The sequence below is a fragment of the uncultured Comamonas sp. genome, from assembly GCF_964277875.1.
GTDB classification, from domain to species: domain Bacteria; phylum Pseudomonadota; class Gammaproteobacteria; order Burkholderiales; family Burkholderiaceae_C; genus Comamonas; species Comamonas sediminis.
The window spans coordinates 21,123-45,198 of the sequence record NZ_CAXYJV010000045.1 but is presented as its reverse complement, the minus strand read 5'-3'; the positions used below and the strand labels follow the sequence as shown (position 1 = coordinate 45,198).

Sequence of the window (24,076 nt, the reverse complement as noted above, 5' to 3'; positions counted from 1 at the left end):
GGCCTGGTCTCAAGAAATGGGTGGATGGTTCGGTCGTCGTCAAAACGTTCTCAGGCAGCGCGGGCCTGTGCCGCAGCCAAGGACCAGGGCACTTCCTGCAGCGGCTGGCCGTCGGCGATCAGGCTGCGCAGGTTGGCCAGCACCAGGTCGGCCATAGCACGGCGCGTCTCCTGGGTGCCGCTGGCGATATGCGGTGCCAGCACCACGTTGTCCTGCTGCAGCAGGCCGGGCAGGGGGCGAGGCTCGTCCTCGAACACATCGAGGCCGGCGCCGGCAATGCGCTGGTGTTGCAGTGCGTCCAGCAGCGCCGCTTCATCGACCACGCTGCCGCGCGCCACATTGATCAGAAAGCCCTGCGGGCCCAGCGCTTGCAGCACCTGGGCATCGACCAGGTGGCGGGTGTCGTCGCCACCGGCGGCGGTGATGACCAGAAAATCGCACCACTCGGCCAGCTCCTGCAGCGATGCCATGTAGCGGTGTGGCGAATCGCTGACCGGGCGGCGGTTGTGGTAGGCCACCTCCATGTCAAAACCGCTGGCGCGGCGCGCCACCTGGCGGCCAATGCGGCCCATGCCCAGGATGCCCAGGCGCTTGCCCGAGGCGCGGGTGTAGACGCCAAAGCGTTCGCTGGGCCAGAGGCCGGCGCGCACAAAGCGGTCGGCCGCTGCCAGGCGGCGGGCGCTGTTCAGCAGCAGCGCAAAGGCCATGTCGGCCACGCAGTCGTCCAGCACACCGGGGGTGTAGCCCACGCGGGCGGATTGGGCCAGGATGGCCTGCTGGTCCAGCGCATCAAAGCCCACGCCAAAACTGCTGATGCCGCGCAGCGCCGGCAAGGCCTGGATCACCGAGGCCGATGCGCCCATGCTGGCCGAGGTGACCAGGTAGGCAAATTCCGAACCATGGGCAGCCAGGAACTGCTGCGGGTTCGCTTGTGCGCTCAGCACGGTGGTATCGAATTCCTGGGCCAGATCGGCATCAAGCGCGGGCAGCGGCATCTTGCCCATTTGCAGCACGCGCGGGCGTTGGGTAGCAGTCATGTGTGGAGGGGGCTTTCAACGGAAAGAGCCCGGCACCATCCGCAGCACAGCGCTGCGGGGGTTACCGGGCCAGGAGGTCAACGGAGATCAGGCTTCAACCTTCTTGATCAGCGCTGCCAGCATATCGACTTCCTCGGGCTTGAGGTCGGCCAGCGGTGCGCGCACCGGGCCGGCATCGTGGCCCACCAGCTTGGCGCCGGCCTTGATGATGGACACGGCGTAGCCAGCGCTGCGGTTGCGGATCTTCAGGTAAGGCATGAAGAAGTCCTTGAGCAGCTGGTGCTGGGTGGCGTGGTCATCGGTGCGCACGGCTTCGTAGAAGCGGATGGCCGTCTTGGGGATGAAGTTGAACACGGCCGACGAGTACACCGGCGTGCCCAGTGCCTTGTAGGCAGCGGCATAGACTTCGGCGGTCGGCAAGCCACCCAGGTAGGCCAGGCGGTCACCCATGGTCAGGTACATGGCCGACATGGCTTCGATGTCGCCCACGCCGTCCTTGAAACCCACCAGGTTGGGGTTGCGTTCGCAGAGCTTGGCAACGGTTTCGGGGGTGAAGCGGCTCACGCCACGGTTGTAGATGATGACGCCGAACTTCACGCTCTTGCAGACGGCTTCGACGTGGGCGGCCAGGCCTTCCTGGCTGGCTTCGGTCATGTAGTGGGGCATCAGCAGGATGCCGTGGGCGCCAGCGGCTTCCGCAGCCTGGGCGCACTGGATCGCAAAGCGGGTTGGGCCGCCGGCACCGGCAATGATTGGCACCTTGCCCTTGCAGGTGTCCACCGCAGTCTTGATGATGGCGGGGTATTCCTCCGCAGTCAGCGAGAAGAACTCACCGGTACCACCCGCAGCGAACAGCGCGCTGGCGCCGTAGGGGGCCAACCATTCCAGGCGCTCGGCATAGCCCTTGGCGTTGAAGTTGCCTTGTGCATCGAAGTCGGTGACGGGGAAGGACAGCAGTCCGGAACTCATCACGCTCTTCACATCCTGGGGGCTCATGGTGCTCATATCAAACTTTCAAAAAAACGAGGGGTAATGCAACAGTGCCAAATCTGCGCGGCTCAATCGAGCTGCAGGTTGGCGGTTTGGACGACCGTGTGCCAGCGCTGGCGTTCGGCCTTGAAAAATTGGTCGGTCTCGGCCGGCGTCATCGTGACCACCTCGGCGCCCTGGCCGGTCAGGCGCGAGCGCACCTCGGGCGAGCGGATGGCGGTCAGCAAAGCCTGGTTGACCTTCTGAATGATCGCTTCGGGGGTCTTGGCCGGCAGCACCACGCCTTGCCAGGTGCCCGAGGCAAAGCCGGCTGCGCCTTGTTCGGCCAGGGTCGGCACATCGGCGATCAGCGGCATGCGGGTGTTCTTGGAAATGCCCAGCAGTTTCAACTTGCCGCTTTGCACATGGGGGTAGGTGGCCAACATGCCGTTCATCAGCACCTGGGTCTGGCCGGCCACGGTGTCCTGCACCGATTGCACGCCGCCCTTGTAGGGCACATAGACCCACTTGGCGCCCGTCAGCCGGGCCAGTTCCACACCGGCCAGGTGCGGCGCGCTGCCGGTGGCCGTGACGGCAAAGTTCAGGTCCTGCTTCTTGGACAGCGCCACCAGCTCCTGCAGGTTGTTGGCCTGCACCGAAGGGTGCACCACCAGCATGTGCGGCGAGTAGGCCAGCATCGCGGCGCCACGCAGGTCCTTGCTCGGGTCAAAGCTGAGCTTGGTGTAGACCGATGGCGAGATCGCCAGCGCACCCAGATCGCAGAGCAGCCAGGTGTAGCCGTCGGGCTGGGCGCGGGCCACCAACTCGGCCCCCAGGTTGCCGTTGGCACCAGGCTTGTTGTCGATCACCACCGTCTGCTTGAGCTCTTGCGAGATCAGCTGGCCAATCGAGCGGGCAATGATGTCCGAGCTGCCGCCTGGCGGGTAGGGGACCACCAGCCGGATCGGCTTGCTGGGCCATGCATCGGCCGCCCACAGCGGAGTCGATAACAAGCTACCGGCAGCCAGGGCCAGCGCTGAATAGATCAGGTGCGAACGGCGATGCATATGTCTCTGTCTCCTTTTTAGATATAAGACATCATACAACTCAAAATGCAGATCGCCAAGTATTGCTTGACTAGGGGAAACGCTTGTCTGGGTGTAGGGGTGGGGATGCAGGCCGCTTTGCGCGGCCTTGGTTCGAGTGCTGGTGCGGGCCCCTTGCTGTGTTTTGCTGGGCTGGCTGGCGCTGCTTCTAAGTGCTAGGGAGCTACCGCAACAGCCCCATGCCGGGCTGTTGCGTGGGCGCTTCAGCGCTCCTTGCCCGGTCCGCCGGCTGCTTGCTGCTCCTGGGCCAGGCGCTGGGCCAGGCGCAGGCGTTCGCGCGAGTTGGTCAGGTGGATGCGCATCGCAGCCCGGGCCGAGTCGGCATCCTGGCGCTCGATCGCAGAGAAGATTTCTTCATGCTCGCGGTTCACGCGCTTGAGGTAGTCCGGGTCGCGCGTGGGGATGTGGATCGAGGCAATCCGGTTGCGCGGAATCAGCATCGAGCCAAAGTGCTGCAGGATCTCCTGGAAGTAGCGGTTGCCGGTGGCCTTGGCGATGCTGAGGTGAAAGTCCAGGTCATGGCTCACGGTCTCGCGGCCCAGTGCAAAATTCTGCTCAAAGGCCTGCAGGGCAGTGCGCATCGCGCGCAGATGCGGCTCCTGGCGCCGGGTGGCGGCCAGGCCGGCGGCCTCGGTCTCCAGGCTGATGCGCAGCTCCAGCACGGCGAGCACGTCGACCGATTCACTCAGCTCATGGGCGCTGAGCACCATGCCCGGCGTGCTGCGCGCGGGCAGCACAAAGGTACCGATGCCATGCTTGGTCTCCACCAAACCGGAGGCCTGCAGCTTGGACAGCGCCTCGCGCACCACGGTGCGGCTCACGTCATAGCTGCGCACCAGTTCGGTCTCGGTGGGCAGCTTGTCGCCCTCTTGCAGCAGGCCCTGGCGGATCTTGTTTTCAAACTCTTCCGACAGCAGATTGGCCAGGCTGCGGCTGCCTTTGGCGGCACGGCTGCCGCGCAGGCTGGCAGCGGAGTCCAGGGGCATCGATGGGGCGGTGGTGGATTCCGAGGGGCTTTTAAGCATGGCTGTGATCCGGCAGGAGAGGGGCCAGGCAGCGGCCTGCGGGGGCACGGCGGCCATGCATAGAGGCCTCCGTGCGGGATGCCATCGATGGGGATGCGGGTAATTCCGAGGGGCTTTTGGGCATAGCTGTGATCATAATTCAGCCTTGTCATCAGACAACACATGACTGATGCCTTGTTGTAACCTACTTTCCCATCATGCTCAAGCTTTTCTCGAAAACCACCGTATGTGCCGTCACCCTGCTGGCTGCTTCCCTGGCGCAAGCGCAGACCCCCAGCACCCTGGAGAAGATCAAGCAAAGCGGTGCGATCACCATCGGTGCACGCGACATGTCCGTGCCCTTCAGCTACAAGGTCAACGGCAATGCGGATCCCATCGGCATGATCAACGACATCTGCCTGAAGGTGGCCGAGGCAGCGCAAAAGGCCGCTGGCCTGCCCAAGCTTGAGATCAAGTACCTGATCACCACGCCCACCAGCCGCATTCCGCTGATCCAGAACAACACCGTTGATCTGGACTGCACGCCGGTGACGAACACCATCGCGCGCCAGGAGCAGGTCTCCTTCTCGCCCAGCTACTTCTCGGCCAACGTGACCCTGGCCGTGCGCAAGGATTCGCCGGTCAAGGGCATTGCCGATCTGCAAAACCGCAATGTGGCCACCGTCACCGGCACCACCTCGATCCAGCTGCTGCGCGCCTACAAGAAGGCCCAGGGCGTGAAGTTCAACGAGGTCTATGGCAAGGACCCGTCCGAAGCCTTTGTGATGTTCGAATCGGGCAAGGCCGATGCCTTTGTGCTCGATGACGTGCAACTGGCCAGCTTTATCGCCACCTCGCCCCAGCGCGACCAGTACGTGATCCTGAACGAGCCACTGCGCACCGAGCCCTATGGCGTGATGCTGCGCAAGGACGACCCGGCCTTCAAGAAGCTGGTCGATGACACCGTCTACGCGATGATCAAGTCCGGCGAGATGGAAGCGCTCTACCAAAAGTGGTTCATGACCACGATCCCACCGCGCAACGTGAACATCAACTTCCCGCTCAGCGATTCGACCAAGGCGCTCTACGCCAACCCCAATGACAAGGGCATCTAAGAGAAACTGAGCGATTGCGAATTTATGTTGAAGCTAAGTCAAAAAGTCGAGAGCCTGCCATCGTCGCCCAGCATGGCGATTTCCTCGCAGGCCAAGAAGATGAAGTCCGAAGGCATCGATGTCATCGACCTGAGCATTGGTGAGCCCGATTTCAATACGCCCGAGCACATCATCGATGCGGCGATGGCGGCGGCCAAGGCCGGGGCCACCAAGTACACCGTGCCCGCCGGCAACGAGAGTCTGCGCAAGGCGGTTGCGCAGAAGTTCAAGCAGGACAATGCCCTCGACTACACCGTGGCCGAGATCACCACCGGCGTCGGCGCCAAGCAGCTGATCTTCAATGCCTTCATGGCCACCCTGGAGAGCGGTGACGAGGTCGTGGTGCCCACGCCTTGCTGGGTGTCCTATGGCGACATCGTGGCGCTGCACGGCGGCGTGCCGGTCTATGTGCCCTGCTCCGAGGCAGTCGGCTTCAAGCTCACGCCCGAGGCCCTGCGCCAGAGCATCACGGCCAGGACGCGCTGGTTGATCATCAACAGCCCTGGCAACCCTACCGGCGCGGTCTACAGCCGTGCCGAGCTGGAGGCGCTGGGTGAGGTGCTCAAGGACTTCCCCGAGGTGCTGGTCATGTCCGATGAGATCTACGAGCACATCATCCTGACCGGTGTGCCCTTTGTCTCGTTCGCCCAGGCCTGTCCTTATCTGAAGGACCGCATGCTGATCATCAACGGCGTCTCCAAGTCCTACGCAATGACCGGCTGGCGCATTGGCTATGCGGCAGGCCCCGAGAAGCTGATCGGCGGCATGAACAAGCTCGAATCGCAAAGCTGCACCAGCGCCACCTCGGTGGCGCAGGCCGCTGCGCAAGCGGCCCTGCTGGGCGACCAGGACTGCGTGCGCCAGGCGCGCCAGACCTTTGTCGACCGGCTGGAGACCATCCGCAGCGAGCTGGCCATCGTGCCCGAGCTGACCCTGTCGTCGGTGCCCGATGGCGCCTTCTACCTGTTCCTCGGCTGCCAGAGCCTGATCGGCCGCCGCACGGCCGACGGCAAGGTGCTGGACAGCGATGCTGCCGTGTCGGGCTTCCTGCTCAACGCCGCCAAGGTGGCGACCGTGCCGGGCGCTGCCTTTGGCATGTCGCCTTATATCCGTCTGTCGTTCGCCACCGACCCCGCGCTGGTGGTGAAGGCGCTGAAGAACATCCGTTCTGCCATCGACGGCCTGGCACAAGGCTGAGCAACCAAGGCGCTTTTCATAAGCGCCTTTTTTTATGAAAAAGGAGCAGCAGATGCAGGCACAAACTCCCCCGCTGCAACGCTTGCTGTTAACCGGCGCGGCCGGCGGCCTGGGCCAGGTGCTGCGCCAGCGCCTGCGCGGCCTGGCGCCCGTCTTGCGCGTGTCCGATATCGCCGGCATGGGCGCGCCGCTGGATGCGCAAGAAGAAGTCGTCCCCTGCGACCTGGCCGACAAGCAGGCGGTGGATGCCATGGTGGCCGGTTGCGACGCCATCGTGCACCTGGGCGGCCTGTCGGTGGAGCGGCCTTTTGAAGAGGTGCTGGAGGCCAATATCAAAGGCATCTTCCACCTCTACGAGGCCGCGCGCCGCCATGGGGTGAAGCGCATTGTGTTTGCCAGCTCCAACCATGTGATCGGCTTTTACAAGCAGAGCGAAAAGATCGACGCCAACGCGCGCCGCCGCCCCGATGGCTATTACGGCCTGTCCAAGTCCTTTGGCGAGGACATGGCGAGTTTTTACTTTGACCGCTATGGCATCGAGACGGTGAGCATACGCATTGGCTCGTCCTTCCCCGAGCCCAAGGACCGGCGCATGATGCACAGCTGGCTGAGCTATGACGATCTGGTGCAGCTGGTGGAGAAAAGCCTGTTCACCCCCAACGTCGGCCATACCGTCGTCTACGGCGCATCGGCCAACCGCGACCTGTGGTGGGACAACCATGCGGCCGCTCACCTGGGCTTTGCGCCCAAGGACAGTTCCGAGCCCTGGCGCGCCAAGGTGGAGGCGCAACCCGCGCCCGCCGCCAACGACCCGGTCGCCGTCTACCAGGGCGGCGCCTTCACCGCCCAGGGCCCCTTTGGCGATACGCCGGAGCAGCCTGCATGACAGCCGCCGAGCTGGTCCTCGATGCCCGCAACGCCACCGGCGAAAGCCCCGTGTGGCGCGCGCAGGAGGCTGCGCTGTACTGGGCCGACATACCGAGGGGCCTGCTGCAGCGCTGGCAGCCCGGGCAAGGCGCCGCCACGCAATGGCAGCTGCCGCAGATGCTGGCCTGCATGGCCCCCTGGCAGGGCGAGCCGCAGCGCTGGATTGCCGGTTTGGAAGATGGCATTTACCAGGTGACCTTGGGCGATGGTGACCGCCATGGCGAGGCCCGTATCCAGGCGCTGGCCACCGTCGGCCACGCGATGCCCGGCATGCGCTTCAACGACGGGCGCTGTGACCGCCAGGGCCGCCTGGTGGCCGGCAGCATGCTGATGGACATGGCGGCGGCGCAGCCGGTGGGCCGGGTCTACCGCTTTGGCGCCGATGACCTGGCAGCAGGCCGCGCGCAGGATCTGCAACTGGGCCCGCTGATCACCCCCAACGGCCTGGCCTTCAGCCCCGATGGCCGCACCATGTACCTGTCGGATTCGCACCCGCGCAGCCAGCAGATCTGGGCCTTTGACTACGACACCGCCAGCGGTACCCCCCGCAACCGCCGCCTGTTTGTCGACATGACCAGCCTGCCGGGCCGGCCCGATGGCGCGGCCATCGATGCCGAGGGCTGTTACTGGATCTGCGGCAATGACGCCGGCCTGGTGCACCGCTTCCGGCCCGATGGGCAACTGGACCGCTCGCTGCCGTTGCCGGTCAAGAAGCCGGCCATGTGCGCCTTTGGCGGCCCGGGCCTGGATGTGCTCTATGTCACATCGATACGGCCAGACGGCATCGATCTGTCGGACCAACCGCTGGCCGGTGGCCTGTTTGCGCTGCGCCCAGGCGTTTCAGGAATGGAGGAGACGGAATTTCGGCCCCTGTAAACAGGCGAGGTGTGTGTGACCCAGAGATCCGGAAACCATCCGGGCATGTTCCCCAACCACAGAGATAACGAGGTAGACAAATGCGACTTTCCACTATCAGTGCAGCACTGGCTGCCGGTCTGCTGGCGCTCGGCGCGCAGGCCACCGAATTTCGTTCATCGGATATCCACCCGGACGACTACCCGACCGTGCAGGCGGTGAAGTTCATGGGCGAGCGCCTCAAGGCGTTGTCAGGCGGCAAGCACAGCATCCGCGTCTACCCGAACGGGGCGCTGGGGGGCGAGAAGGAAACCATCGAGCAGGCCAAGATTGGTGCGCTGGCGATGGTGCGGGTCAATGTCGGCGCGATGAACAATGTCTGCAACGAGACCGTGGTGCCCACGATGCCCTTCCTGTTCCGCTCGGTGGAGCATATGCACAAGGTGCTCGATGGCCCCGTGGGCGAGGAGATCCTCAAAGCCTGTGAGAAGCAGGGCTTTGTCGGCCTGGGCTTTTACGACAGTGGCGCGCGCTCGATGTTCACCGCCAAGCGGCCGGTCAAGAGCCTGGCCGACATGAAGGGCATGAAGGTGCGCGTGCAGCAGTCCGATCTGTGGGTGAGCATGCTCGAGGCCATGGGCGCCAATGCGACGCCGATGCCGATGGGCGAGGTCTACACCGGGCTGAAGACCGGCCTCATCGATGCGGCAGAAAATAACTACCCGACCTTCGAGAGCTCGCGCTCGTTCGAAGTCGCCAAGTACTTCAGCAAGACCGAGCACTCGATGGCGCCCGAGATCTTGCTGTTCTCCAAACGGACCTTTGACAGGCTCTCGCCCGAGGAGCAGGGCTGGGTGCGCCAGGCCGCCAAGGAGTCGGTGCCCTATATGCGCAAGCAGTGGGCCGAGCGCGAGGCCAAGTCGCTCGAGGTCGTGAAGGCCGGCGGCGCCGAGATCATCGAGGTGGACAAGGCCCCGTTCCAGGCGGCGATGCGGCCGGTGTATGACAAGTTCATCACCGATGCCAAGCTGAAAGACCTGGTCAAGCGCGCACAAGACACGCCTTGATCCGCCGCTGATCCAACGCCAATGCCAGTGCCCGCCGGGTGCTGGCTCCTTGCAACCATCGCCCGGGGCTGTGCGCCCCGGGCTGCTCGGGCACCACGATGTTTACCAAGATTTGCAGCGCCTTGTCGCGCTTGTGCATGTGGCTGGGTATTGCCGGCCTGATGCTGTTGATTGCTGCCGTCAGCTGGCAGGTGTTTGGCCGCTATGTGCTCAACAACACGCCGACCTGGGCCGAGAGCCTGTCGCTGTTGCTGGTGCTCTACGTGACCATGTTCGGCGTCGCCGTGGGCGTGCGCGACAGCGGCCATATCGGGCTGGAATCGCTGCTGGTGCTGGCGCCGGACTGGCTGCGCACCAAGATGGAGTTTCTGATCCATGCGCTGATTCTGCTGTTCGGCGCGGCGATGGCCTATGGCTGCGCGTCGCTGGCCGAATCGGTCTGGGACTACCGCCTGCCGACCTTGGGCGTGTCCGAAGGCTGGAAATATGTGCCCGCCATTCTTGCCGGCAGCCTGATCGTGCTGTTTTCCATTGAACACCTGATCGCACTCGCGCAAGGCCGCGAAGTGCAGCCCAACTAGGAGCGCGGCAATGACCACAGCCTTGCTGATTCTGAGCCTGAGCTTTGCCGTCCTGCTGCTGCTGGGCGTGCCGGTGGCCTTCTCCATTGGCCTGTCTGCGCTGGCCACCCTGGCCTACGAGGGGCTGCCGCTGGAGGTGGGTTTTCAACAGATGACCGCCGGCATGGGGGTGTTCTCCTTCCTGGCGATTCCGTTCTTTATCTTTGCCGGTGAGCTGATGCTGCACGGCGGCATTGCCGACCGCATCGTCAACTTTGCGCGGGCGCTGATCGGCCATGTGCGCGGCGGGCTGGGCATGTCCAATGTGGTGGCCTGCACCTTGTTTGGCGGCGTCTCGGGCTCGCCGGTGGCCGATGTCTCGGCGATGGGCGCGGTGATGATCCCGATGATGAAGAAGGAGGGCTACCACGCCGACTACGCCGTCAACGTGACCACGCACGCGGCCCTGGTGGGCGCGCTGATGCCGACCAGCCACAACATCATCATCTATGCGCTGGCAGCCAGCGGCAAGGTGTCGATTGCGGCGCTGATCCTGGCGGCCATCATCCCGGCCATCATCCTGACCCTGAGCAACCTGGGGGCGGCCTACTGGGTGGCACGCCGCCGGGGCTACCCGGCGGGCACCTTCCCCGGCTGGCAGGTCGTGGGCCGCAGCCTGGCAGCGGCGCTGCCGGGCCTGTTTGTCGTGGTGCTGATTCTGGGCGGCATTCTGTCGGGCGTGTTCACGGCCACCGAATCGGCCGTCGTGGCCGTGCTGTATGCACTGGCGCTGACGGTGTTTGTCTACCGGTCGCTCAGCTGGGCGCACTTTGTCAAGGCGGCCTCCAAGGCGGTGCGCAACACCGGCATCATCCTGCTGCTGATCGGCATCTCCAGCACCTTTGGCTACCTGATCAGTCTCTACGGCGTGGCCGAGCTCACCGGCCAGATGCTGGCCCAGGTGACCACCACGCCCTGGATGGTGTTCCTGCTGATCAACATCATCCTGTTCCTGCTCGGCACCTTCCTCGACATGGCTGCCACCATCTTGCTGTGCACGCCCATCTTCCTGCCAATTGCCCAGCACTACGGCATGAGCTCGGTGCAGTTCGGCATTGTGCTGCTGATCAACTGCGCGCTGGGCTTGAACACCCCGCCGGTGGGCACGACGCAGTTTGTCGGCTGCGCCATTGGCGGCGTGTCGGTGGGTACCGTCATGCGCACCATCTGGCCGTTCTATGGCGCGCTGATCTTTGCGCTGGGCCTGGTGACCTTTGTGCCGGCCTTCACCACCTGGCTGCCGCAGATCTTCATGACGGTGCGCTAAGCGCTCCCCGTCTCGCAGCCCCTTCACCACTTCTGCATCCTCCTGCGCTTTCACGATGAGTACCTCACACGCCATTCGCCATATCCGCATCACGCCGATCGCCTTCCGCGATCCGCCGCTGCTCAACGCTGCCGGCATCCATGAACCCTGGGCGCTGCGCTCCATCATCGAGATCGAGACCGCCTCGGGCCTGGTGGGGATCAATGAGAGCTATGGCGACCAGCCCATGCTCGATGCGCTGGCCAAGGCGGCACCGGCCTTGGTGGGGCTGTCGCCCTGGGCGCTCAACGAGATGGAGCAGCGGGTGGCCGCGCTGGTGGCGCCGCCGGTGCAGACGGCCTCGGAGTTCCTGGGCCAGCAGGTATCGCTGGCGCCGGGCACCCATGTGTCGAAAACGGTGGCCAAGGTGGTCAGCGCCTTTGAGGTGGCCATGCTCGATCTGCAAGGCCAGATGGCGAATGCGCCGGTGGTCGATCTACTGGGAGGCGCGGCGCGCAGCAGCGTGCCGTTCTCGGCCTATTTGTTCTACAAGTACGCCGAGCATGCCGGCCAGCCGTATGCACCCGATGCCTGGGGCGAGGCGCTGACACCGCAGCAGCTGGTGGCGCAGGCCCAGCGCATGATGGGCCAGTACGGCTTTCAGAGCATCAAGTTGAAGGCCGGGGCCTTGCCGCCCGATGAGGAGGCCGCCGGCATCCTGGCTTTGGCCGAGGCCTTTCCCGGCCTGCCTTTGCGCATTGATCCGAATGCCAACTGGACGGTGGAGACCAGCCTGCGCATTGTCGAGAAGCTGCGTGGTGTGCTGGAGTACTACGAAGACCCGGCGCCCGGGCTGGACGGCATGGCGGCCGTGGCGCGCGCCTGCGAGGTGCCGCTGGCCACCAATATGGTGGTGACCGATTTTGCCGAGTTCCGGCGCAATGCCGAGATGGGCTGCCCGGTGAAGATTGTGCTGAGCGACCACCACTACTGGGGCGGTCTGCGCGCGACGCAGCGCCTGTCCACCCTGTGCCGCACGTTTGACCTGGGCCTGTCGATGCACAGCAACTCGCATTTGGGCATCAGCCTGGTGGCGATGACGCATCTGTGCGCCAGCGTGCCCTTGCTCACCTATGCCTGCGACACCCACTACCCCTGGCAGGACGAGGAGGTCATCGAAGGCGGGCGCCTGCAGTTTGAAGCGGGCAGCCTGCGCGTGCCCAGTGCGCCAGGCCTGGGTGTGCGGCTGGACCGCCATGCGCTGGCGCGCCTGCATGACAACTACCTGCACTGCGGCATCCGCAACCGCGATGACCTGGGCCAGATGCGCAAGTACGACCCCAGCTTTGACGGCAGGCAGCCGCGTTTTTGAGCCCCACCGAGTTCATTGCTTTCGACGATTACAACCAAGGAGACCTCCATGCAACGCAGAACCCTGATCCAAAGCTCCCTCGCGGCCAGCGCGCTGATGCTGGGCGCCGGCCTGGCCAGCACATCCGCGCTGGCGCAAAGCAACTGGCCCACCGGCAAATCCATCACCTACCTGGTGCCGTTTCCGCCCGGTGGCAATACCGATACGCTGGCGCGTGTGGTGGCCCAGCCGCTGGGCAAGGCTCTGGGCACACCGATGGTCATCGAGAACAAGGGCGGTGCGGGCGGCAGCGTCGGTTCGGCCCTGGCGGCCCGCGCGGCGCCCGATGGCTACACCATCCTGGGCGGCACGATCAGCTCGCATGCGATCAATATCAGCCTCTACTCCAAGCTCGACTACGACCCGGTCAAGTCCTTCACGCCGGTCGCGATGCTGGGCTCGGGCCCGCTGGTGCTGGTGGTGCCCGCCTCCAGCCCCTACAAGACCCTGGCCGATGTGATGGCCGGCAGCAAGGCCAAGGCCGCCAGCGGCGGGCTGACCTCGGCATCGCCCGGTAGCGGCACCTCCAACCACATGGCGCTGGAGCTGCTGGCCTACCAGACGGGGGTCAAGTTCACCCATGTGCCCTACAAGGGCAGCGGCCCGGCAGTGCAGGATGTCATCGGCGGCCAGGTCGACATGATGTTCGACACGGCCCTGGTCGTGGGCCCGCATATCCAGGCCGGCAAGCTGCGCCCGATTGCGGTGACCAGCTCCAAGCGCCTGGAATCGCTGCCCGATGTGCCCACCATTGCCGAGGGCGGTGAAAAAGGCTTTGACATGGGCTCCTGGCAAGCGGTGTTTGCGCCTGCGGGCACGCCCAAGCCGGTGGTGGACCGCCTGCACGCCGAGATCATGAAGATCGTCGCCACGCCCGAGGTGCAGGCCCGCCTGAAGGCCTTTGGCATGCAGCCTTCGACGATGACGCCGGCCGAGCTGGCCGAGTTCCAGAAGGCCGAGGTGGCCAAATGGGCGCAGGTGATCCAGGCCGCCGGCATCAAAGCCGATTGACACAGCGCAGCCGGCCTGTCACCTTGGAGGACAGGGGCGCGGTGCAGCGGCCGCGCCCGCACCGCGCCAGAGAGTATTGGATATGACACAAGCCAGAACGACCCCCCTTTCGATTTCCATGCATGCGGCGGACAACGTCGCGATCATTGCCAATGACGGCGGTCTGCCCGCCGGCACGGTGCTGCCTTCGGGGCTGCGCCTGGCCGAGCAGGTGCCGCAGGCCCACAAGGTGGCCTTGGTGGACATTGCGCAGGGCGAGGCCGTGCGCCGCTACAACGTGGTCATCGGCTATGCGCGCCAGGCCATCGCGGCGGGCAGCTGGGTGCATGAGCGCCTGCTGCAGATGCCCGAGGCCCGCTCGCTCGAAGGCCTGCCGATCGCCACCGTGCCGGCGCCCGATCTGCCGCCGCTGGACGGCTATACCTTCGAGGGCTACCGCAATGCCGATGGCACGGTGGGCACGCGCAATATCCTGGCCATCACCACCACGGTGCAGTGCGTGGCCGGCGTGCTGGATTTTGCGGTGCGCCGCATCAAGGCCGAGCTGCTGCCGCGCTACCCGCATGTCGACGATGTCGTCGGGCTGGAGCACAGCTATGGCTGCGGCGTGGCCATTGATGCGGTGGGTGCCGAGATACCGCAGCGCACCCTGCGCAACATCAGCCACAACCCGAACTTTGGCGGCGAGGTGATGGTCGTGAGCCTGGGCTGCGAAAAGCTGCAGCCCGAGCGCCTGCTGCCGCCGGGCTCCTTCCCGATCACCGACGAGCGCGCGCCCGAACTCGATGTGGTCTGCCTGCAGGACGAGGCCCATGTGGGCTTCATGTCGATGGTGCAGTCGATCATGACCCGGGCTGAGGCGCACTTGGCAAGGCTGAACCAGCGCCGGCGCGAGACCGTGCCGGCCAGTGCCCTGGTGGTGGGCGTGCAGTGCGGCGGCAGCGATGCCTTCAGCGGCGTGACGGCCAACCCGGCCGTCGGCTTTTGCACCGATCTGCTGGTGCGCGCCGGTGCCACGGTGATGTTCAGCGAGGTGACCGAGGTGCGCGATGGCATTGACCAGCTGACCTCCCGCGCCTCCAGCCCCGAGGTGGCGCAGGCCATGATCGACGAGATGGCCTGGTACGACGCCTACCTAGACAAGGGCAAGGTGGACCGCAGCGCCAACACCACGCCGGGCAACAAGAAAGGCGGCCTGTCCAATATCGTGGAAAAGGCGATGGGCTCGATCATCAAGAGCGGCACCGCGCCGATCACCGGCGTGCTGTCACCCGGCCAACGGCTGGCCGAGCGCGGTATCCAGCGCGGCCTGGTCTATGCGGCTACGCCCGCGAGCGACTTTATCTGCGGCACCTTGCAATTGGCCGCCGGCATGAACCTGCATGTGTTCACCACCGGGCGCGGCACGCCGTATGGGCTGGCGCAGGTCCCTGTGATCAAGGTGGCCACGCGCAGCGATCTGGCACGCCGCTGGCATGACCTGATGGATGTGAACGCCGGGCGCATTGCCGATGGCGAAGCGACCATCGAGGAGATGGGCTGGGAGATGTTCCGCCTGATGCTGGAGGTGGCCAGTGGCCGCAGGAAGACCTGGGCCGAGCAATGGCAGCTGCACAATGCGCTGGTGCTGTTCAATCCCGCCCCGGTAACCTGAAGCGCGGGGCGCTGACGCGCTTACTGCTTCCACTTCTCGCGCAGCGCGGCACAGTGGTCCTCGGCCGGCAGCGCCGGGGTGCTGTGCACCCAGTCGCGGTCCGCCGCATCGGCCTGGGCCTGGTTGCCCGCTTGGCCAATCGCCACGACCGAACGGGTGCCCGCAGGCAGCCAGGTGGGGATGCCGGTGCTGCGCAGCACATGGCCGCGACCGGCGATCAGCAGCACGGTCTTGCCCGGCTGCAGCTGGGCCGTGGCGGTGCTGGCCATGCTTTCGTCCTTGGCCAGCTGGATGCGCGCCATCGGGGCCAGCTGGTGGTTGGGCAGCAGGCCGCAGTGGCCATCGGCCATCGCGTCGAGCTGGCGCTGCCATGCCGCCGCGGGCAGGTGGCTGTCCCAGCGGGTTTGCTGCATCACCTCGCGCATCTGCGCGCGTGGCAGGTTGCCGCCCAACACAGGCACCCCTGCCTGCACGGCCGCCATCACCACCGGGCCGTAGTGGCGCCAAGGCCAGCCCTTGTCATTCCAGGCCAGCGCCTGTTGCACCTGCGCGTCGCTGGCACTGGGGGCCAGGCCCTGGGTGCTGTGGCCGGCGTCGGCCATTTCCAGCACCACGGCGGCCAATTGCCGTCTTGCAGCCCAATGCGCTACCGTGGCCCGCTGCCACTGCTGGTGCGCGGCGGCATCGTGCTGCTCGCCCAGCAGCAGCACATCGGGTGCCTCGGCCAGCGACATTGTTGACCGGTCCATCGCGGCGTTGGCCGGGGCCGGGCTTTGCGGCGCCTGGCTGGCGCAACCGGCCAGCAGCGCCCAGCCCAACAGGCCGGGCAACCAGCCACCAGGGCGAATGGGTTGTATGTGCTCCATGCGCGCATGGTAGTGGCTGGCCAGCGGCCTGGGGGCTTGAAGGGTTGGCGAATGCGTACTTAGCGGCGCTGGCCGTTGGTCCAGATCGCGCCGGTGGTCAGCGCGCCGTCCATCGACACATTGACCAGGGTGGCGCCGCTCAGGTTGGCGCCGGCCAGGTTGGAGTTGTCCAGGCTGACATTGACCAGCTCGGCGCCCTGGAAGTTGGCGCCCTGCAGGTTGGAGTTGGACAGGTCCACATTGGTGAAGCTGTGGCCGGCAAAGTTGGCCTGGGGCAGGTTGGAGCCCGACATGTTGGCGTTCACATGGGCCTGGTTGCTGCCGCCGCCGCTGCGCTTTTGGCTGCGCACGGTGGTGGAGGACTTGCCCTGGCCTTCGACGACGACGGCTGCGCCGCCGGCACCACCGTGCACGGTGCTGCTGCGGCCGGGGATATTCGTCTCGGCCACGGCGCCACGGCCCGAGGCCGCATTGACGACGGCACCGTTGACGGTGACCGAGGCGCCCTGGCTGCCGCCACGCACATCGACGCCGGGGGCGGAGATGACGGCGCCTTGCGCCCAGACGCCGCCAGCGGCCAGGCCCAGGGTCAGCACGGCCAGGGCCTGCTTGATGTTGGTTTGTTGCATGCTTGTCCTTTCTTGCGCTACTCGGTGAGCGGCGCGTTGTGACTCAGGTTGGAGGGCTGCATGCCTTGGGCATGCGCGGGAGCGGGACGCTCCTCGTTCGGCACCACCTGCTCCTGCGAGAGCGGCGGTGTGTTGGTATCCGTCGCCGCATCACCATCGGCAGCGGGCGGCTCTGGCCAGGCAAAGGGCTGCTGGCTCAGCTGCGCCAGCGGGTCGGCCACGCGCTGGGGGCGATCCGGCGGCGCGCTGGGGTGCTTTTCCTCGACCTGCAGGGCGACGGCGTTGATGCGTGCGGCCAGCTCCTGCATCCAGGCTTCGTCGATCACCGGCTGCTTCTCGTTGCTGCGGCTGAAGATCAGCGCCAGAAACTCGCGCGCCTTGGGGGAGCCTGCATCGGCGGCGCGCCGGTAGTACTGGATCGCGGTGGCGAAATTGCGCTGCACGCCGCGCCCCAGGTGGTAGCGGTAGGCCAGCTCCAGCAGCGCATTGGCATTGCCTTCATCGGCGCGCGCACGCAGGCGGCCCAATTGCTCGGAGGTGCTGGCGCGCTGGTAGCTGGCGATGCGGGCCAGGTTCTGTGCTGCCGTCTGGCTGCCGCCGGCCTGCGCCTGGGCGTACAGCTCCTTGGCTTCGTTCATGCGCCCTTCGAGCTCGCGCTCGACGGCCAGGTCGTTGAGCGCCATGGCATCGCCATCGCGCGCAGCCTGTTCCAACAGCAGGCGCGACTGCTGCATGGCCCTGGGGCCGGTCACCCGGCGCTCGACCAGGGACAGCAGGTAGGTGGCTTTCGCCAGGCGCGCATCGGCCGCGCGCTGCAGCCATTGGCGGCCAGCGGGCACATCGCGCACACCGCCGGTGCCCGTACCCAGCATGTAGCCCAGCGCGGCCATCGCGCGTGCATCGCCTTGTGCTGCGGCCTGGCCCAGCCATTGGCGGGCCTGCGCACCGGCTTGGGGCAGACCGGCATTGTGGTAGTAGTACATGCCCAGCTCGAACTGGGCGCTGACCTCGCCTTCCTGCGCCTGCCTGCGCAGCGCCTGCAGGCTGGCATCACTGCGCGGGGCAGGCACGCGTATCGATGAGCCCGGCGCGGCAGGCGCTGCTGGTGCAGCGCTGCTGCTGGCGGCCGTGCCGGCATCGCCAGCACCTGCCGAGGGCAGCACAATCGCTGCCCAGCTGGCGCAGGCATGCAGCAGCAGGCTGCCGGTCAGCGCCACGAGGCCGGCACGGCGGCCGGTGGCTGCAAGGCGGCTCATGGCTTCTTGCCGCTGCGTGCGGCGGCGGGCGGGGTGGCGGCGGCAGCCACGGGGCCTTCGACTTCCCAGCGCAGCTGCGACTGGGCGATGACACCGGTCTGTGCGGCAATCTGCTGCTGCACCGCCTCGATGCTGGTCACGCCCTCGATCGGCGCGAGCTGGGCCTGGGTGAGGGCCACCGGCACGCGGCCGGTCAGTGGTTTCACCGTCTGTGCGCAGTACACCTGCTCCACACCGGGGCGGGCGGTCTCGATCAGAAAGGAGTTGGCCTGCGATACATCGGGCACCATCAGCCCGATGCGGCCCTGGGCCACCACGGCCTGCTGCTGCGGATTGGGATAGACCTGGGTGACCACCTGGGCGGCATCCTGGTAGTAGCAGTAGAGGAAGCCGGTGCGGGCGGGCGCCACGCGCAGCACCACCGAGGTGCCGATGGGCAGCTGCGATGCCAATTCCTTGTGGCCGAGCAGCGACAGGGTCAGCGCATCGCTGGTCGGCTCGTTGTCGGGCAGGCCGTGGGGGCGCGGCTTGAGTTCATCGCTTTGCGGCGAGTAGCTGGAGGCGATCTTGTCATCGGCCGACATGCCGGCATACAGGCGCAGCAGGCCCATGTAGGTCTCGAAGTTGACGGTGCCCACAGGGGTCAGGTCCAGCGAGGCCTGGTAGAGCGCCAGCGCATTGCGCAGTGCGGTGGAGTCGTTGCCATCGATGGGGCCGTTCCAGGCGCCTTCGGCCCGCAGCACGCGCTGGGCCAGGTTGATGCGGTCGGCCGGGCCCTGTTCATCAAACCAGGTGCGCATCTGGCGCTTGAACTCGGGATGGTTCTGCTCGTAGTCGATGCATTCCCAGTACGGTACCTTGGCCCATTTGCCCACCAGCTCGATGGTGGCCAGATCGACCAGCAGGCGCACCGCTGCGCCTGCGCCCTGGTTCACGTCGGCGGCGACTTCGTACTGAACGCCCAGGCGGTAGATGTGCTTGGGCAGGCCGGTGGCGCGGCCGCCGATCTCGACCGAGCGGCCACCGGTGGCGACGACCAGCTCGTTGGCCGAGTCCAGACCCGGGTAGAGCGTGCGGGAGTTCATGTCGCCCAGATGCAGATCCAGCCCCACCACGGTGCCCAGCAGATCCCAGCTGTAGCCGGTGTCGGTATTGGCGGTGGAGACCCCCAGGCTGCTGCGCTTGGAGACCACCGTCTTGTCGCCAAAGCTGATGGCGCCCGAGACATAGATCTGCGGCTTGCGCAGCTCGATCTGGCCGTTGTTGAGCAGCAGGCTGGTCATCGTCTGCACGGTGTCCTGCTTGAGCGCATCGACTTCATAGTCCACCACGCGGAAAGCCTGGCTGGTGCGCGACATGCGCGAGAGGGCGGTGATCACCATCTCCTTGGTGCCGGTGGAGAACAGGCCCGACGGGTCCGGAATGCTCTTGACCGCCACCAGCGTCGAGGGCACCTGCTCGGCCGCGAGCATGCGGTCCATGCAGGCCAGGCCCTCGCGCATCGCCGATGCGGATTTGGTCGGGGTGACCAGCGGCGCTTGTTCGGTGATGCCTTTTTCAATGATGTCCTTGCGGTCGGACAACGTGGGCTGGATGCTGCAGGCCGACAAGGCCAGCACGCAAGGGGCCACAGCCAGGCGGCGAATCGATGAAAGATGCATGGTGTTTATTCTTTATGGCGATGGTGGAGCTGCATCCGCAGCGCTGCTGCCGCTGCGGCCAGCGCCCTGCCGGGCTCCCTGGCCCGGCAGTGCATGTGCCTGAGCCCGGCGCTCCGGCGTGGCTGCCATCGTGTTTATTCGTGTTTATTTGCAGATGTTGATCACGGAGCCCCGCACGACGGTGACCTGGTCGGCGTTGCCTGCGCCATACCGGTTTCCGATCCCGGCAGTGCCTTCCTGGATCTGCGGAGCGGCACCCACATTGGTGTTGCAGTTCTTGCCCGAAGGGCCGGTGACCATTTCCCGCTCGATCGCCGATCGCGAATCCTGCTCCGTCAGGTAATTGCGGGCCATCGCGTTGCTCACCTTGTTGCGCGAGGCCGGATCGAGGCCGCTGCGGCCGGCGGGCGGTTTTTGCTGCGCCTGCGCGGCGGCGCATAACAGGGCCAGGACACAGGCCCCGACATAGCTGGCTTTCATGCGCAGTCTCCTTGAGGGACCCTCTGCACAACGTTCTGCCAGGGTGGGGACGCGGCCGCATCCATTCCCGGGGCAAAGGCTCTGCAGAGGATCTTTTTTTTGAGGGGCTGACCAGCGTATGGCTTTGGGCGCATGCGGTGGCCAGCAGGTGGGAAAGGGGATTACTTGCCGTCGTTGGACGCCAGATTTTGCTCGGCCTTGGTCATCGCGCCGATGGCCATATTGGCGACAGCACCGTTGGTGACCGAGACTTCCTGCTTGTTATTGCCGCCGATATTGACGTTGCCCTTGTTGGAGGCCAGATTCTGCTTGGCGGTGGCACCAGCGCCAATTGCCATATTGGCGACTGCGCCGTTTTTCACGGTGACCTTCTGGTCATTGTTGCCCTTGATCTTCACTTCCGCTTGCGCAGACATGGCCATAGCGGAAACCGAAACCAGAACTGCTAAAAACTTCTTCATAAAAATCTCCTCGTTACTGAAAGAATATGGTGCACTTCTTGGTATGCACCTCTGCAGTCAGCTCCCCGTGGCGGAGAAACCGAACCGTTCACCGGCGTGCGGTCGCATGGCGCCCTGCTACCGCCCGCCAATGTTCACTACGCTGCGCATGCCAGTGCCGGTGGCCTGGTTGACCACAGGCCCGCCGACCGAGACGACCTGGCTGCCGCTGCCAACGCCGCCGTTGCGCGACGCAATATTCAATTCGCTATAGGCCCCGAAACTGGCCATGTTCGCGACCACGCCATTGACCGAAGTCACCTGGTTGTTGCCGCGGATATGGGTGATGTTCTTGTTGGACGAGATATTCATCACCGCATGGGCTGCCGGGCCGGAGATATTGACGATGCCGCCATTGACCACCACCTGCTGGTTGTTCTGGGCGAATACCGAGGCGCTCAGCCCCCAGCCCACGCACAGCAGCAAATGCCGCTGCGGTGCCAGTGCGCGGACCCATGCCTGCGCAGTGCGTGTGATGGATTGATGGCCCATGGTCAGTTACTCCTTGCCGATAGACGAAAACTTGCTAAGGCGTGTTTTTAACTGCAGTCGGGCGCGCAGAAATGACGAGTTGAAACCGGGTGAATCATGAATATTTCATGACACAAGAAATATTTAGTAGCAGATGAATTTGATTTTTAGATGATGCCTATAGAAAATCAATATGGTCGTAACAACCAGATTACATATAGACTCATAGACCGAGTCGATCCTTCCAGGGTTTCTTTACAAAGATCTGCAAATTGGCAACTTGCTTTACTTTTGAGCTTTGTTTTTACGAATAAGTAAAAAAGCCTGCCCAAACCGGGCAGGCTCTGAAAAGGATTAGCTTAGGCGCTATAAAAAAAGCAGCCCCCTGGGCTGCTCCTAGTATTTACCCTGATTAGTGACCGAAGGCAGGGCACGCAGCCCTGCCCCGGCCAGGTGACCGCTCAGGCACCGGCCTTGACCTTCAGGCGCCAGGCGTGCAGCAGCGGCTCGGTGTAGCCCGAGGGTTGCTCCTTGCCCTTGAACACCAGGTCCAGTGCGGCCTGGAAGGCAGCGCCTTGGGGGTTAGCCACCAAGCTCTTGTAAGCCGCATCGCCAGCGTTCTGGCCATCGACGACCTGGGCCATGCGGGCGAAGCTGTCGCGCACCATCGCCTCGGTCACGATGCCGTGCTGCAGCCAGTTGGCGATGTGCTGGCTGGAGATGCGCAAGGTGGCGCGGTCTTCCATCAGGCCCACGTTGTGGATGTCGGGCACCTTGGAGCAGCCCACGCCCTGGTCGATCCAGCGCACCACATAGCCGAGGATGCCCTGCACGTTGTTGTCCACTTCCTGCTGCTTCTCGGCATCGCTCCAGTTCGGGTTGGCGGCCACAGGCACCTGCAGGATGGCATTGAGCAGGTTGTCGCGCTCGGCGTCGGCGCTGGTCTTTTCCAGCTCCTTTTGCACCTCGGCCACATTGACCTGGTGGTAGTGCAGTGCATGCAGGGTGGCGCCGGTGGGCGAGGGCACCCAGGCGGTGTTGGCACCGGCCTTGGGCTGGGCAATCTTCTGCTCCAGCATGGCCTTCATCAGATCAGGCATGGCCCACATGCCCTTGCCGATCTGGGCGCGGCCGCGCAGGCCCATCGTCAGGCCCACCAGCACATTGCTCTTTTCGTAGGCGGGCAGCCAGGCGCAGGTTTTCATGTCGGCCTTGCGCACCATCGGGCCGGCGTACATCGCGGTATGCATTTCGTCGCCAGTGCGGTCCAGGAAGCCGGTGTTGATGAACGCCACGCGCGCAGGCGCTGCAGCAATCGCGGCCTTCAGGTTCACCGTGGTGCGGCGCTCTTCGTCCATGATGCCCAGCTTGACGGTGTTGGCGGGCAGGCCCAGCATCTGCTCGACGCGGCCGAACAGCTCATTGGCAAAGGCTGCTTCGGCGGGGCCATGCATCTTGGGCTTGACGATGTAGACACTGCCGGTGCGGCTGTTGCGGATGCCGTGCGCACCCTTGCCCTGCAGATCGTGCATCGCAATGGCGGTGGTCACCACCGCGTCCATGATGCCTTCAGGAATCTCTTGCTTGTCTGCACCCCAGAGGATGGCCGGGTTGGTCATCAAGTGGCCGACATTGCGCAGGAACATCAGCGAGCGGCCATGGAGCTTGAGGCTGTCGCCGTTGGCCGCCTTGTATTCGCGGTCGGCGTTAAGGCCACGGGTCACCGTCTTGCCGCCCTTGTCGAAGGATTCGGTCAAGGTGCCTTTGAGAATGCCCAGCCAGTTGGCATAGCCGTTGACCTTGTCTTCCGCATCCACGGCGGCGACGGAGTCTTCCAGGTCCAGAATGGTCGACAGCGCAGCTTCGACGACCACGTCGGAGACGCCGGCGGCGTCGCTGCTGCCGATGGGGGTGGCCTTGTTGATGATGATGTCGATATGCAGGCCATGGTTCTTCAACAGCACCGACTGGGGCGCTGCCGCATCGCCTTGGTAGCCGACAAACTTGGCGGCATCCTGCAGGCCGGTCTTGCTGCCGTCCTTGAGAGAGACCGCCAGTTGGCCGCCTTCAACGGCGTAGCCGGTGGCATCGGCATGCGAGCCCTGGGCCAGTGGCGCGGCCTGGTCGAGGAACTGGCGCGCATAGGCGACGACCTTGGCGCCGCGCACAGGGTTGTAGCCCTTGCCCTTTTCTGCGCCACCGTCTTCGCTGATCACATCGGTGCCATAGAGCGCGTCGTACAGCGAGCCCCAGCGGGCGTTGGCTGCATTGAGCGCGTAGCGGGCATTGAGAATGGGCACCACCAGCTGGGGGCCGGCTTGCACGGCCAGCTCGGAGTCCACGTTCTCGGTGCTGGCCTTCACGTCCTGGGGCTGTTCGACCAGGTAGCCGATCTGGGTCAGAAACTGGCGGTAGGCCGGCATGTCGGTGATCGGGCCGGGGTGGGCCTTGTGCCAGTGGTTTAGCTCGGTCTGCAGGCGGTCACGCTCGGCCAGCAGCGCAGCGTTCTTGGGCGCCAGGTCGGAGACGATGGCATCGAAACCTTGCCAGAACGCAGCGGGCTCCACGCCGGTGCCTGGCAGCACCTGGGTGTTCACAAAGTCATACAGAGTCTGGGCCACTTGCAGGCCGTGGACGGTGGTGCGTTCAGTCATGGTGTCTACCTTTCAATACATATCAACTGCGGTCGCCCCAGGAGCGCAAGGCCCTCGGGCAGCATCAGCACACTTTATTCCATACCCCATAGCGCAATCAATCCATTAAAAACACTTTGATATATGACTTTTTTGGATGTAATCGAACACTGCTACCGCCGTGTCCGGCCCAAGGCTTTGATGGATTGCATGAAATGATCTGCTTTATTTATGTCTCAGATGGTGTGGGCGGGGCTTGGGGTGGTCTGCGCGGGCGGGCATCCTGGCGCTCAGCGTCCATTAGCACAGTTGTTGCCGAAAA

Annotated in this window: 22 protein-coding genes; 10 read left to right on the top strand and 12 right to left on the bottom strand. The window is 64.9% G+C overall.

From position 1 onward, the window contains the following. Positions 1 to 50: 50 nt before the first annotated feature. From ACHWUQ_RS18635 to ACHWUQ_RS18620, 4 genes are all read right to left on the bottom strand, one after another. Positions 51 to 1,037 (bottom strand): 2-hydroxyacid dehydrogenase, encoded by a 987-nt coding sequence (locus ACHWUQ_RS18635; RefSeq protein ID WP_394682034.1) that lies wholly within the window; start codon positions 1,035 to 1,037, stop codon positions 51 to 53. 87 nt (positions 1,038 to 1,124) lie between these two features. Continuing rightward, entirely contained in the window at positions 1,125 to 2,033 is a 909-nt protein-coding gene (gene kdgD, locus ACHWUQ_RS18630; protein ID WP_230778734.1) for a 5-dehydro-4-deoxyglucarate dehydratase, read from the bottom strand. A 62-nt stretch (positions 2,034 to 2,095) separates the two neighbouring features. Continuing rightward, the gene (locus ACHWUQ_RS18625; protein WP_394682033.1) at positions 2,096 to 3,073 is read right to left on the bottom strand and encodes a Bug family tripartite tricarboxylate transporter substrate binding protein; all 978 of its coding nucleotides are present in this window, start codon (positions 3,071 to 3,073) and stop codon (positions 2,096 to 2,098) included. A gap of 242 nt (positions 3,074 to 3,315) precedes the next feature. Next, on the bottom strand, positions 3,316 to 4,098 hold the full coding sequence (locus tag ACHWUQ_RS18620) for a FadR/GntR family transcriptional regulator (RefSeq protein WP_394682039.1): 783 nt from the start codon (positions 4,096 to 4,098) through the stop codon (positions 3,316 to 3,318). Positions 4,099 to 4,334: 236 nt separating this feature from the next. Here ACHWUQ_RS18620 and ACHWUQ_RS18615 point away from each other — a divergent pair, with 236 nt between their 5' ends. From ACHWUQ_RS18615 to garD, 10 genes are all read left to right on the top strand, one after another. Further along, the gene (locus ACHWUQ_RS18615; protein WP_239810426.1) at positions 4,335 to 5,231 is read left to right on the top strand and encodes an amino acid ABC transporter substrate-binding protein; all 897 of its coding nucleotides are present in this window, start codon (positions 4,335 to 4,337) and stop codon (positions 5,229 to 5,231) included. A 24-nt stretch (positions 5,232 to 5,255) separates the two neighbouring features. Next, the gene (locus tag ACHWUQ_RS18610; RefSeq protein ID WP_394682032.1) at positions 5,256 to 6,467 is read left to right on the top strand and encodes a pyridoxal phosphate-dependent aminotransferase; all 1,212 of its coding nucleotides are present in this window, start codon (positions 5,256 to 5,258) and stop codon (positions 6,465 to 6,467) included. Between the two features lie 52 nt (positions 6,468 to 6,519). Next, entirely contained in the window at positions 6,520 to 7,353 is an 834-nt protein-coding gene (locus tag ACHWUQ_RS18605) for an NAD-dependent epimerase/dehydratase family protein (RefSeq protein ID WP_394682031.1), read from the top strand. After that, on the top strand, positions 7,350 to 8,270 hold the full coding sequence (locus tag ACHWUQ_RS18600) for an SMP-30/gluconolactonase/LRE family protein (protein ID WP_394682030.1): 921 nt from the start codon (positions 7,350 to 7,352) through the stop codon (positions 8,268 to 8,270). The genes ACHWUQ_RS18605 and ACHWUQ_RS18600 overlap by 4 nt, the downstream gene beginning before the upstream one ends. A gap of 80 nt (positions 8,271 to 8,350) precedes the next feature. Continuing rightward, positions 8,351 to 9,316: a TRAP transporter substrate-binding protein gene (locus tag ACHWUQ_RS18595; protein ID WP_239810430.1), complete on the top strand. Its 966-nt coding sequence runs from the start codon at positions 8,351 to 8,353 to the stop codon at positions 9,314 to 9,316. Between the two features lie 98 nt (positions 9,317 to 9,414). Beyond that, positions 9,415 to 9,897 (top strand): TRAP transporter small permease, encoded by a 483-nt coding sequence (locus ACHWUQ_RS18590; protein ID WP_021025003.1) that lies wholly within the window; start codon positions 9,415 to 9,417, stop codon positions 9,895 to 9,897. A gap of 10 nt (positions 9,898 to 9,907) precedes the next feature. After that, positions 9,908 to 11,203, top strand: a complete 1,296-nt coding sequence (locus ACHWUQ_RS18585) for a TRAP transporter large permease (RefSeq protein WP_312417977.1) — start codon at positions 9,908 to 9,910, stop codon at positions 11,201 to 11,203. A 55-nt stretch (positions 11,204 to 11,258) separates the two neighbouring features. Then, a complete protein-coding gene (locus ACHWUQ_RS18580) occupies positions 11,259 to 12,554 on the top strand; it encodes a glucarate dehydratase family protein (protein ID WP_394682029.1) in 1,296 nt (431 codons plus the stop codon). A gap of 48 nt (positions 12,555 to 12,602) precedes the next feature. After that, a complete protein-coding gene (locus tag ACHWUQ_RS18575) occupies positions 12,603 to 13,604 on the top strand; it encodes a Bug family tripartite tricarboxylate transporter substrate binding protein (RefSeq protein ID WP_369460946.1) in 1,002 nt (333 codons plus the stop codon). Positions 13,605 to 13,686: 82 nt separating this feature from the next. Continuing rightward, entirely contained in the window at positions 13,687 to 15,258 is a 1,572-nt protein-coding gene (gene garD, locus ACHWUQ_RS18570) for a galactarate dehydratase (protein WP_394682028.1), read from the top strand. A gap of 20 nt (positions 15,259 to 15,278) precedes the next feature. Here the strand turns inward: garD and ACHWUQ_RS18565 are convergent, their stop codons facing one another. The 8 genes from ACHWUQ_RS18565 to ACHWUQ_RS18530 all read right to left on the bottom strand — a co-directional run bounded on the left by ACHWUQ_RS18565 (position 15,279) and on the right by ACHWUQ_RS18530 (position 23,775). Then, on the bottom strand, positions 15,279 to 16,124 hold the full coding sequence (locus ACHWUQ_RS18565; RefSeq protein WP_394682027.1) for a ChaN family lipoprotein: 846 nt from the start codon (positions 16,122 to 16,124) through the stop codon (positions 15,279 to 15,281). A gap of 59 nt (positions 16,125 to 16,183) precedes the next feature. Next, positions 16,184 to 16,753 (bottom strand): pentapeptide repeat-containing protein, encoded by a 570-nt coding sequence (locus tag ACHWUQ_RS18560; protein WP_239810436.1) that lies wholly within the window; start codon positions 16,751 to 16,753, stop codon positions 16,184 to 16,186. Positions 16,754 to 16,770: 17 nt separating this feature from the next. After that, positions 16,771 to 18,009 carry a tetratricopeptide repeat protein gene (locus ACHWUQ_RS18555; protein ID WP_369460943.1) on the bottom strand — a complete coding sequence of 413 codons (1,239 nt, stop codon included), beginning with the start codon at positions 18,007 to 18,009 and terminating at the stop codon, positions 16,771 to 16,773. Then, entirely contained in the window at positions 18,006 to 19,670 is a 1,665-nt protein-coding gene (locus tag ACHWUQ_RS18550; protein WP_239810438.1) for a DUF4384 domain-containing protein, read from the bottom strand. The genes ACHWUQ_RS18555 and ACHWUQ_RS18550 overlap by 4 nt, the downstream gene beginning before the upstream one ends. Positions 19,671 to 19,814: 144 nt before the next feature. Beyond that, the gene (locus tag ACHWUQ_RS18545) at positions 19,815 to 20,150 is read right to left on the bottom strand and encodes a hypothetical protein (protein ID WP_239810439.1); all 336 of its coding nucleotides are present in this window, start codon (positions 20,148 to 20,150) and stop codon (positions 19,815 to 19,817) included. A gap of 161 nt (positions 20,151 to 20,311) precedes the next feature. Further along, a complete protein-coding gene (locus ACHWUQ_RS18540; RefSeq protein WP_239810440.1) occupies positions 20,312 to 20,611 on the bottom strand; it encodes a hypothetical protein in 300 nt (99 codons plus the stop codon). Positions 20,612 to 20,728: 117 nt separating this feature from the next. Then, positions 20,729 to 21,142 (bottom strand): hypothetical protein, encoded by a 414-nt coding sequence (locus ACHWUQ_RS18535; protein WP_239810441.1) that lies wholly within the window; start codon positions 21,140 to 21,142, stop codon positions 20,729 to 20,731. A 440-nt stretch (positions 21,143 to 21,582) separates the two neighbouring features. Further along, positions 21,583 to 23,775: a malate synthase G gene (locus tag ACHWUQ_RS18530; RefSeq protein ID WP_394682026.1), complete on the bottom strand. Its 2,193-nt coding sequence runs from the start codon at positions 23,773 to 23,775 to the stop codon at positions 21,583 to 21,585. Between the last annotated feature and the right edge of the window lie 301 nt (positions 23,776 to 24,076).

Coding starts and splice junctions, on each gene's coding strand:
- ACHWUQ_RS18635 (WP_394682034.1), bottom strand. CDS start 1,037: ATGACTGCTACCCAACGCCCGCGCGTGCTGCAAATGGGCAAGATGCCG.
- kdgD (WP_230778734.1), bottom strand. CDS start 2,033: ATGAGCCCCCAGGATGTGAAGAGCGTGATGAGTTCCGGACTGCTGTCC.
- ACHWUQ_RS18625 (WP_394682033.1), bottom strand. CDS start 3,073: ATGCATCGCCGTTCGCACCTGATCTATTCAGCGCTGGCCCTGGCTGCC.
- ACHWUQ_RS18620 (WP_394682039.1), bottom strand. CDS start 4,098: ATGCCCCTGGACTCCGCTGCCAGCCTGCGCGGCAGCCGTGCCGCCAAA.
- ACHWUQ_RS18615 (WP_239810426.1), top strand. CDS start 4,335: ATGCTCAAGCTTTTCTCGAAAACCACCGTATGTGCCGTCACCCTGCTG.
- ACHWUQ_RS18610 (WP_394682032.1), top strand. CDS start 5,256: ATGTTGAAGCTAAGTCAAAAAGTCGAGAGCCTGCCATCGTCGCCCAGC.
- ACHWUQ_RS18605 (WP_394682031.1), top strand. CDS start 6,520: ATGCAGGCACAAACTCCCCCGCTGCAACGCTTGCTGTTAACCGGCGCG.
- ACHWUQ_RS18600 (WP_394682030.1), top strand. CDS start 7,350: ATGACAGCCGCCGAGCTGGTCCTCGATGCCCGCAACGCCACCGGCGAA.
- ACHWUQ_RS18595 (WP_239810430.1), top strand. CDS start 8,351: ATGCGACTTTCCACTATCAGTGCAGCACTGGCTGCCGGTCTGCTGGCG.
- ACHWUQ_RS18590 (WP_021025003.1), top strand. CDS start 9,415: ATGTTTACCAAGATTTGCAGCGCCTTGTCGCGCTTGTGCATGTGGCTG.
- ACHWUQ_RS18585 (WP_312417977.1), top strand. CDS start 9,908: ATGACCACAGCCTTGCTGATTCTGAGCCTGAGCTTTGCCGTCCTGCTG.
- ACHWUQ_RS18580 (WP_394682029.1), top strand. CDS start 11,259: ATGAGTACCTCACACGCCATTCGCCATATCCGCATCACGCCGATCGCC.
- ACHWUQ_RS18575 (WP_369460946.1), top strand. CDS start 12,603: ATGCAACGCAGAACCCTGATCCAAAGCTCCCTCGCGGCCAGCGCGCTG.
- garD (WP_394682028.1), top strand. CDS start 13,687: ATGACACAAGCCAGAACGACCCCCCTTTCGATTTCCATGCATGCGGCG.
- ACHWUQ_RS18565 (WP_394682027.1), bottom strand. CDS start 16,124: ATGGAGCACATACAACCCATTCGCCCTGGTGGCTGGTTGCCCGGCCTG.
- ACHWUQ_RS18560 (WP_239810436.1), bottom strand. CDS start 16,753: ATGCAACAAACCAACATCAAGCAGGCCCTGGCCGTGCTGACCCTGGGC.
- ACHWUQ_RS18555 (WP_369460943.1), bottom strand. CDS start 18,009: ATGAGCCGCCTTGCAGCCACCGGCCGCCGTGCCGGCCTCGTGGCGCTG.
- ACHWUQ_RS18550 (WP_239810438.1), bottom strand. CDS start 19,670: ATGCATCTTTCATCGATTCGCCGCCTGGCTGTGGCCCCTTGCGTGCTG.
- ACHWUQ_RS18545 (WP_239810439.1), bottom strand. CDS start 20,150: ATGAAAGCCAGCTATGTCGGGGCCTGTGTCCTGGCCCTGTTATGCGCC.
- ACHWUQ_RS18540 (WP_239810440.1), bottom strand. CDS start 20,611: ATGAAGAAGTTTTTAGCAGTTCTGGTTTCGGTTTCCGCTATGGCCATG.
- ACHWUQ_RS18535 (WP_239810441.1), bottom strand. CDS start 21,142: ATGGGCCATCAATCCATCACACGCACTGCGCAGGCATGGGTCCGCGCA.
- ACHWUQ_RS18530 (WP_394682026.1), bottom strand. CDS start 23,775: ATGACTGAACGCACCACCGTCCACGGCCTGCAAGTGGCCCAGACTCTG.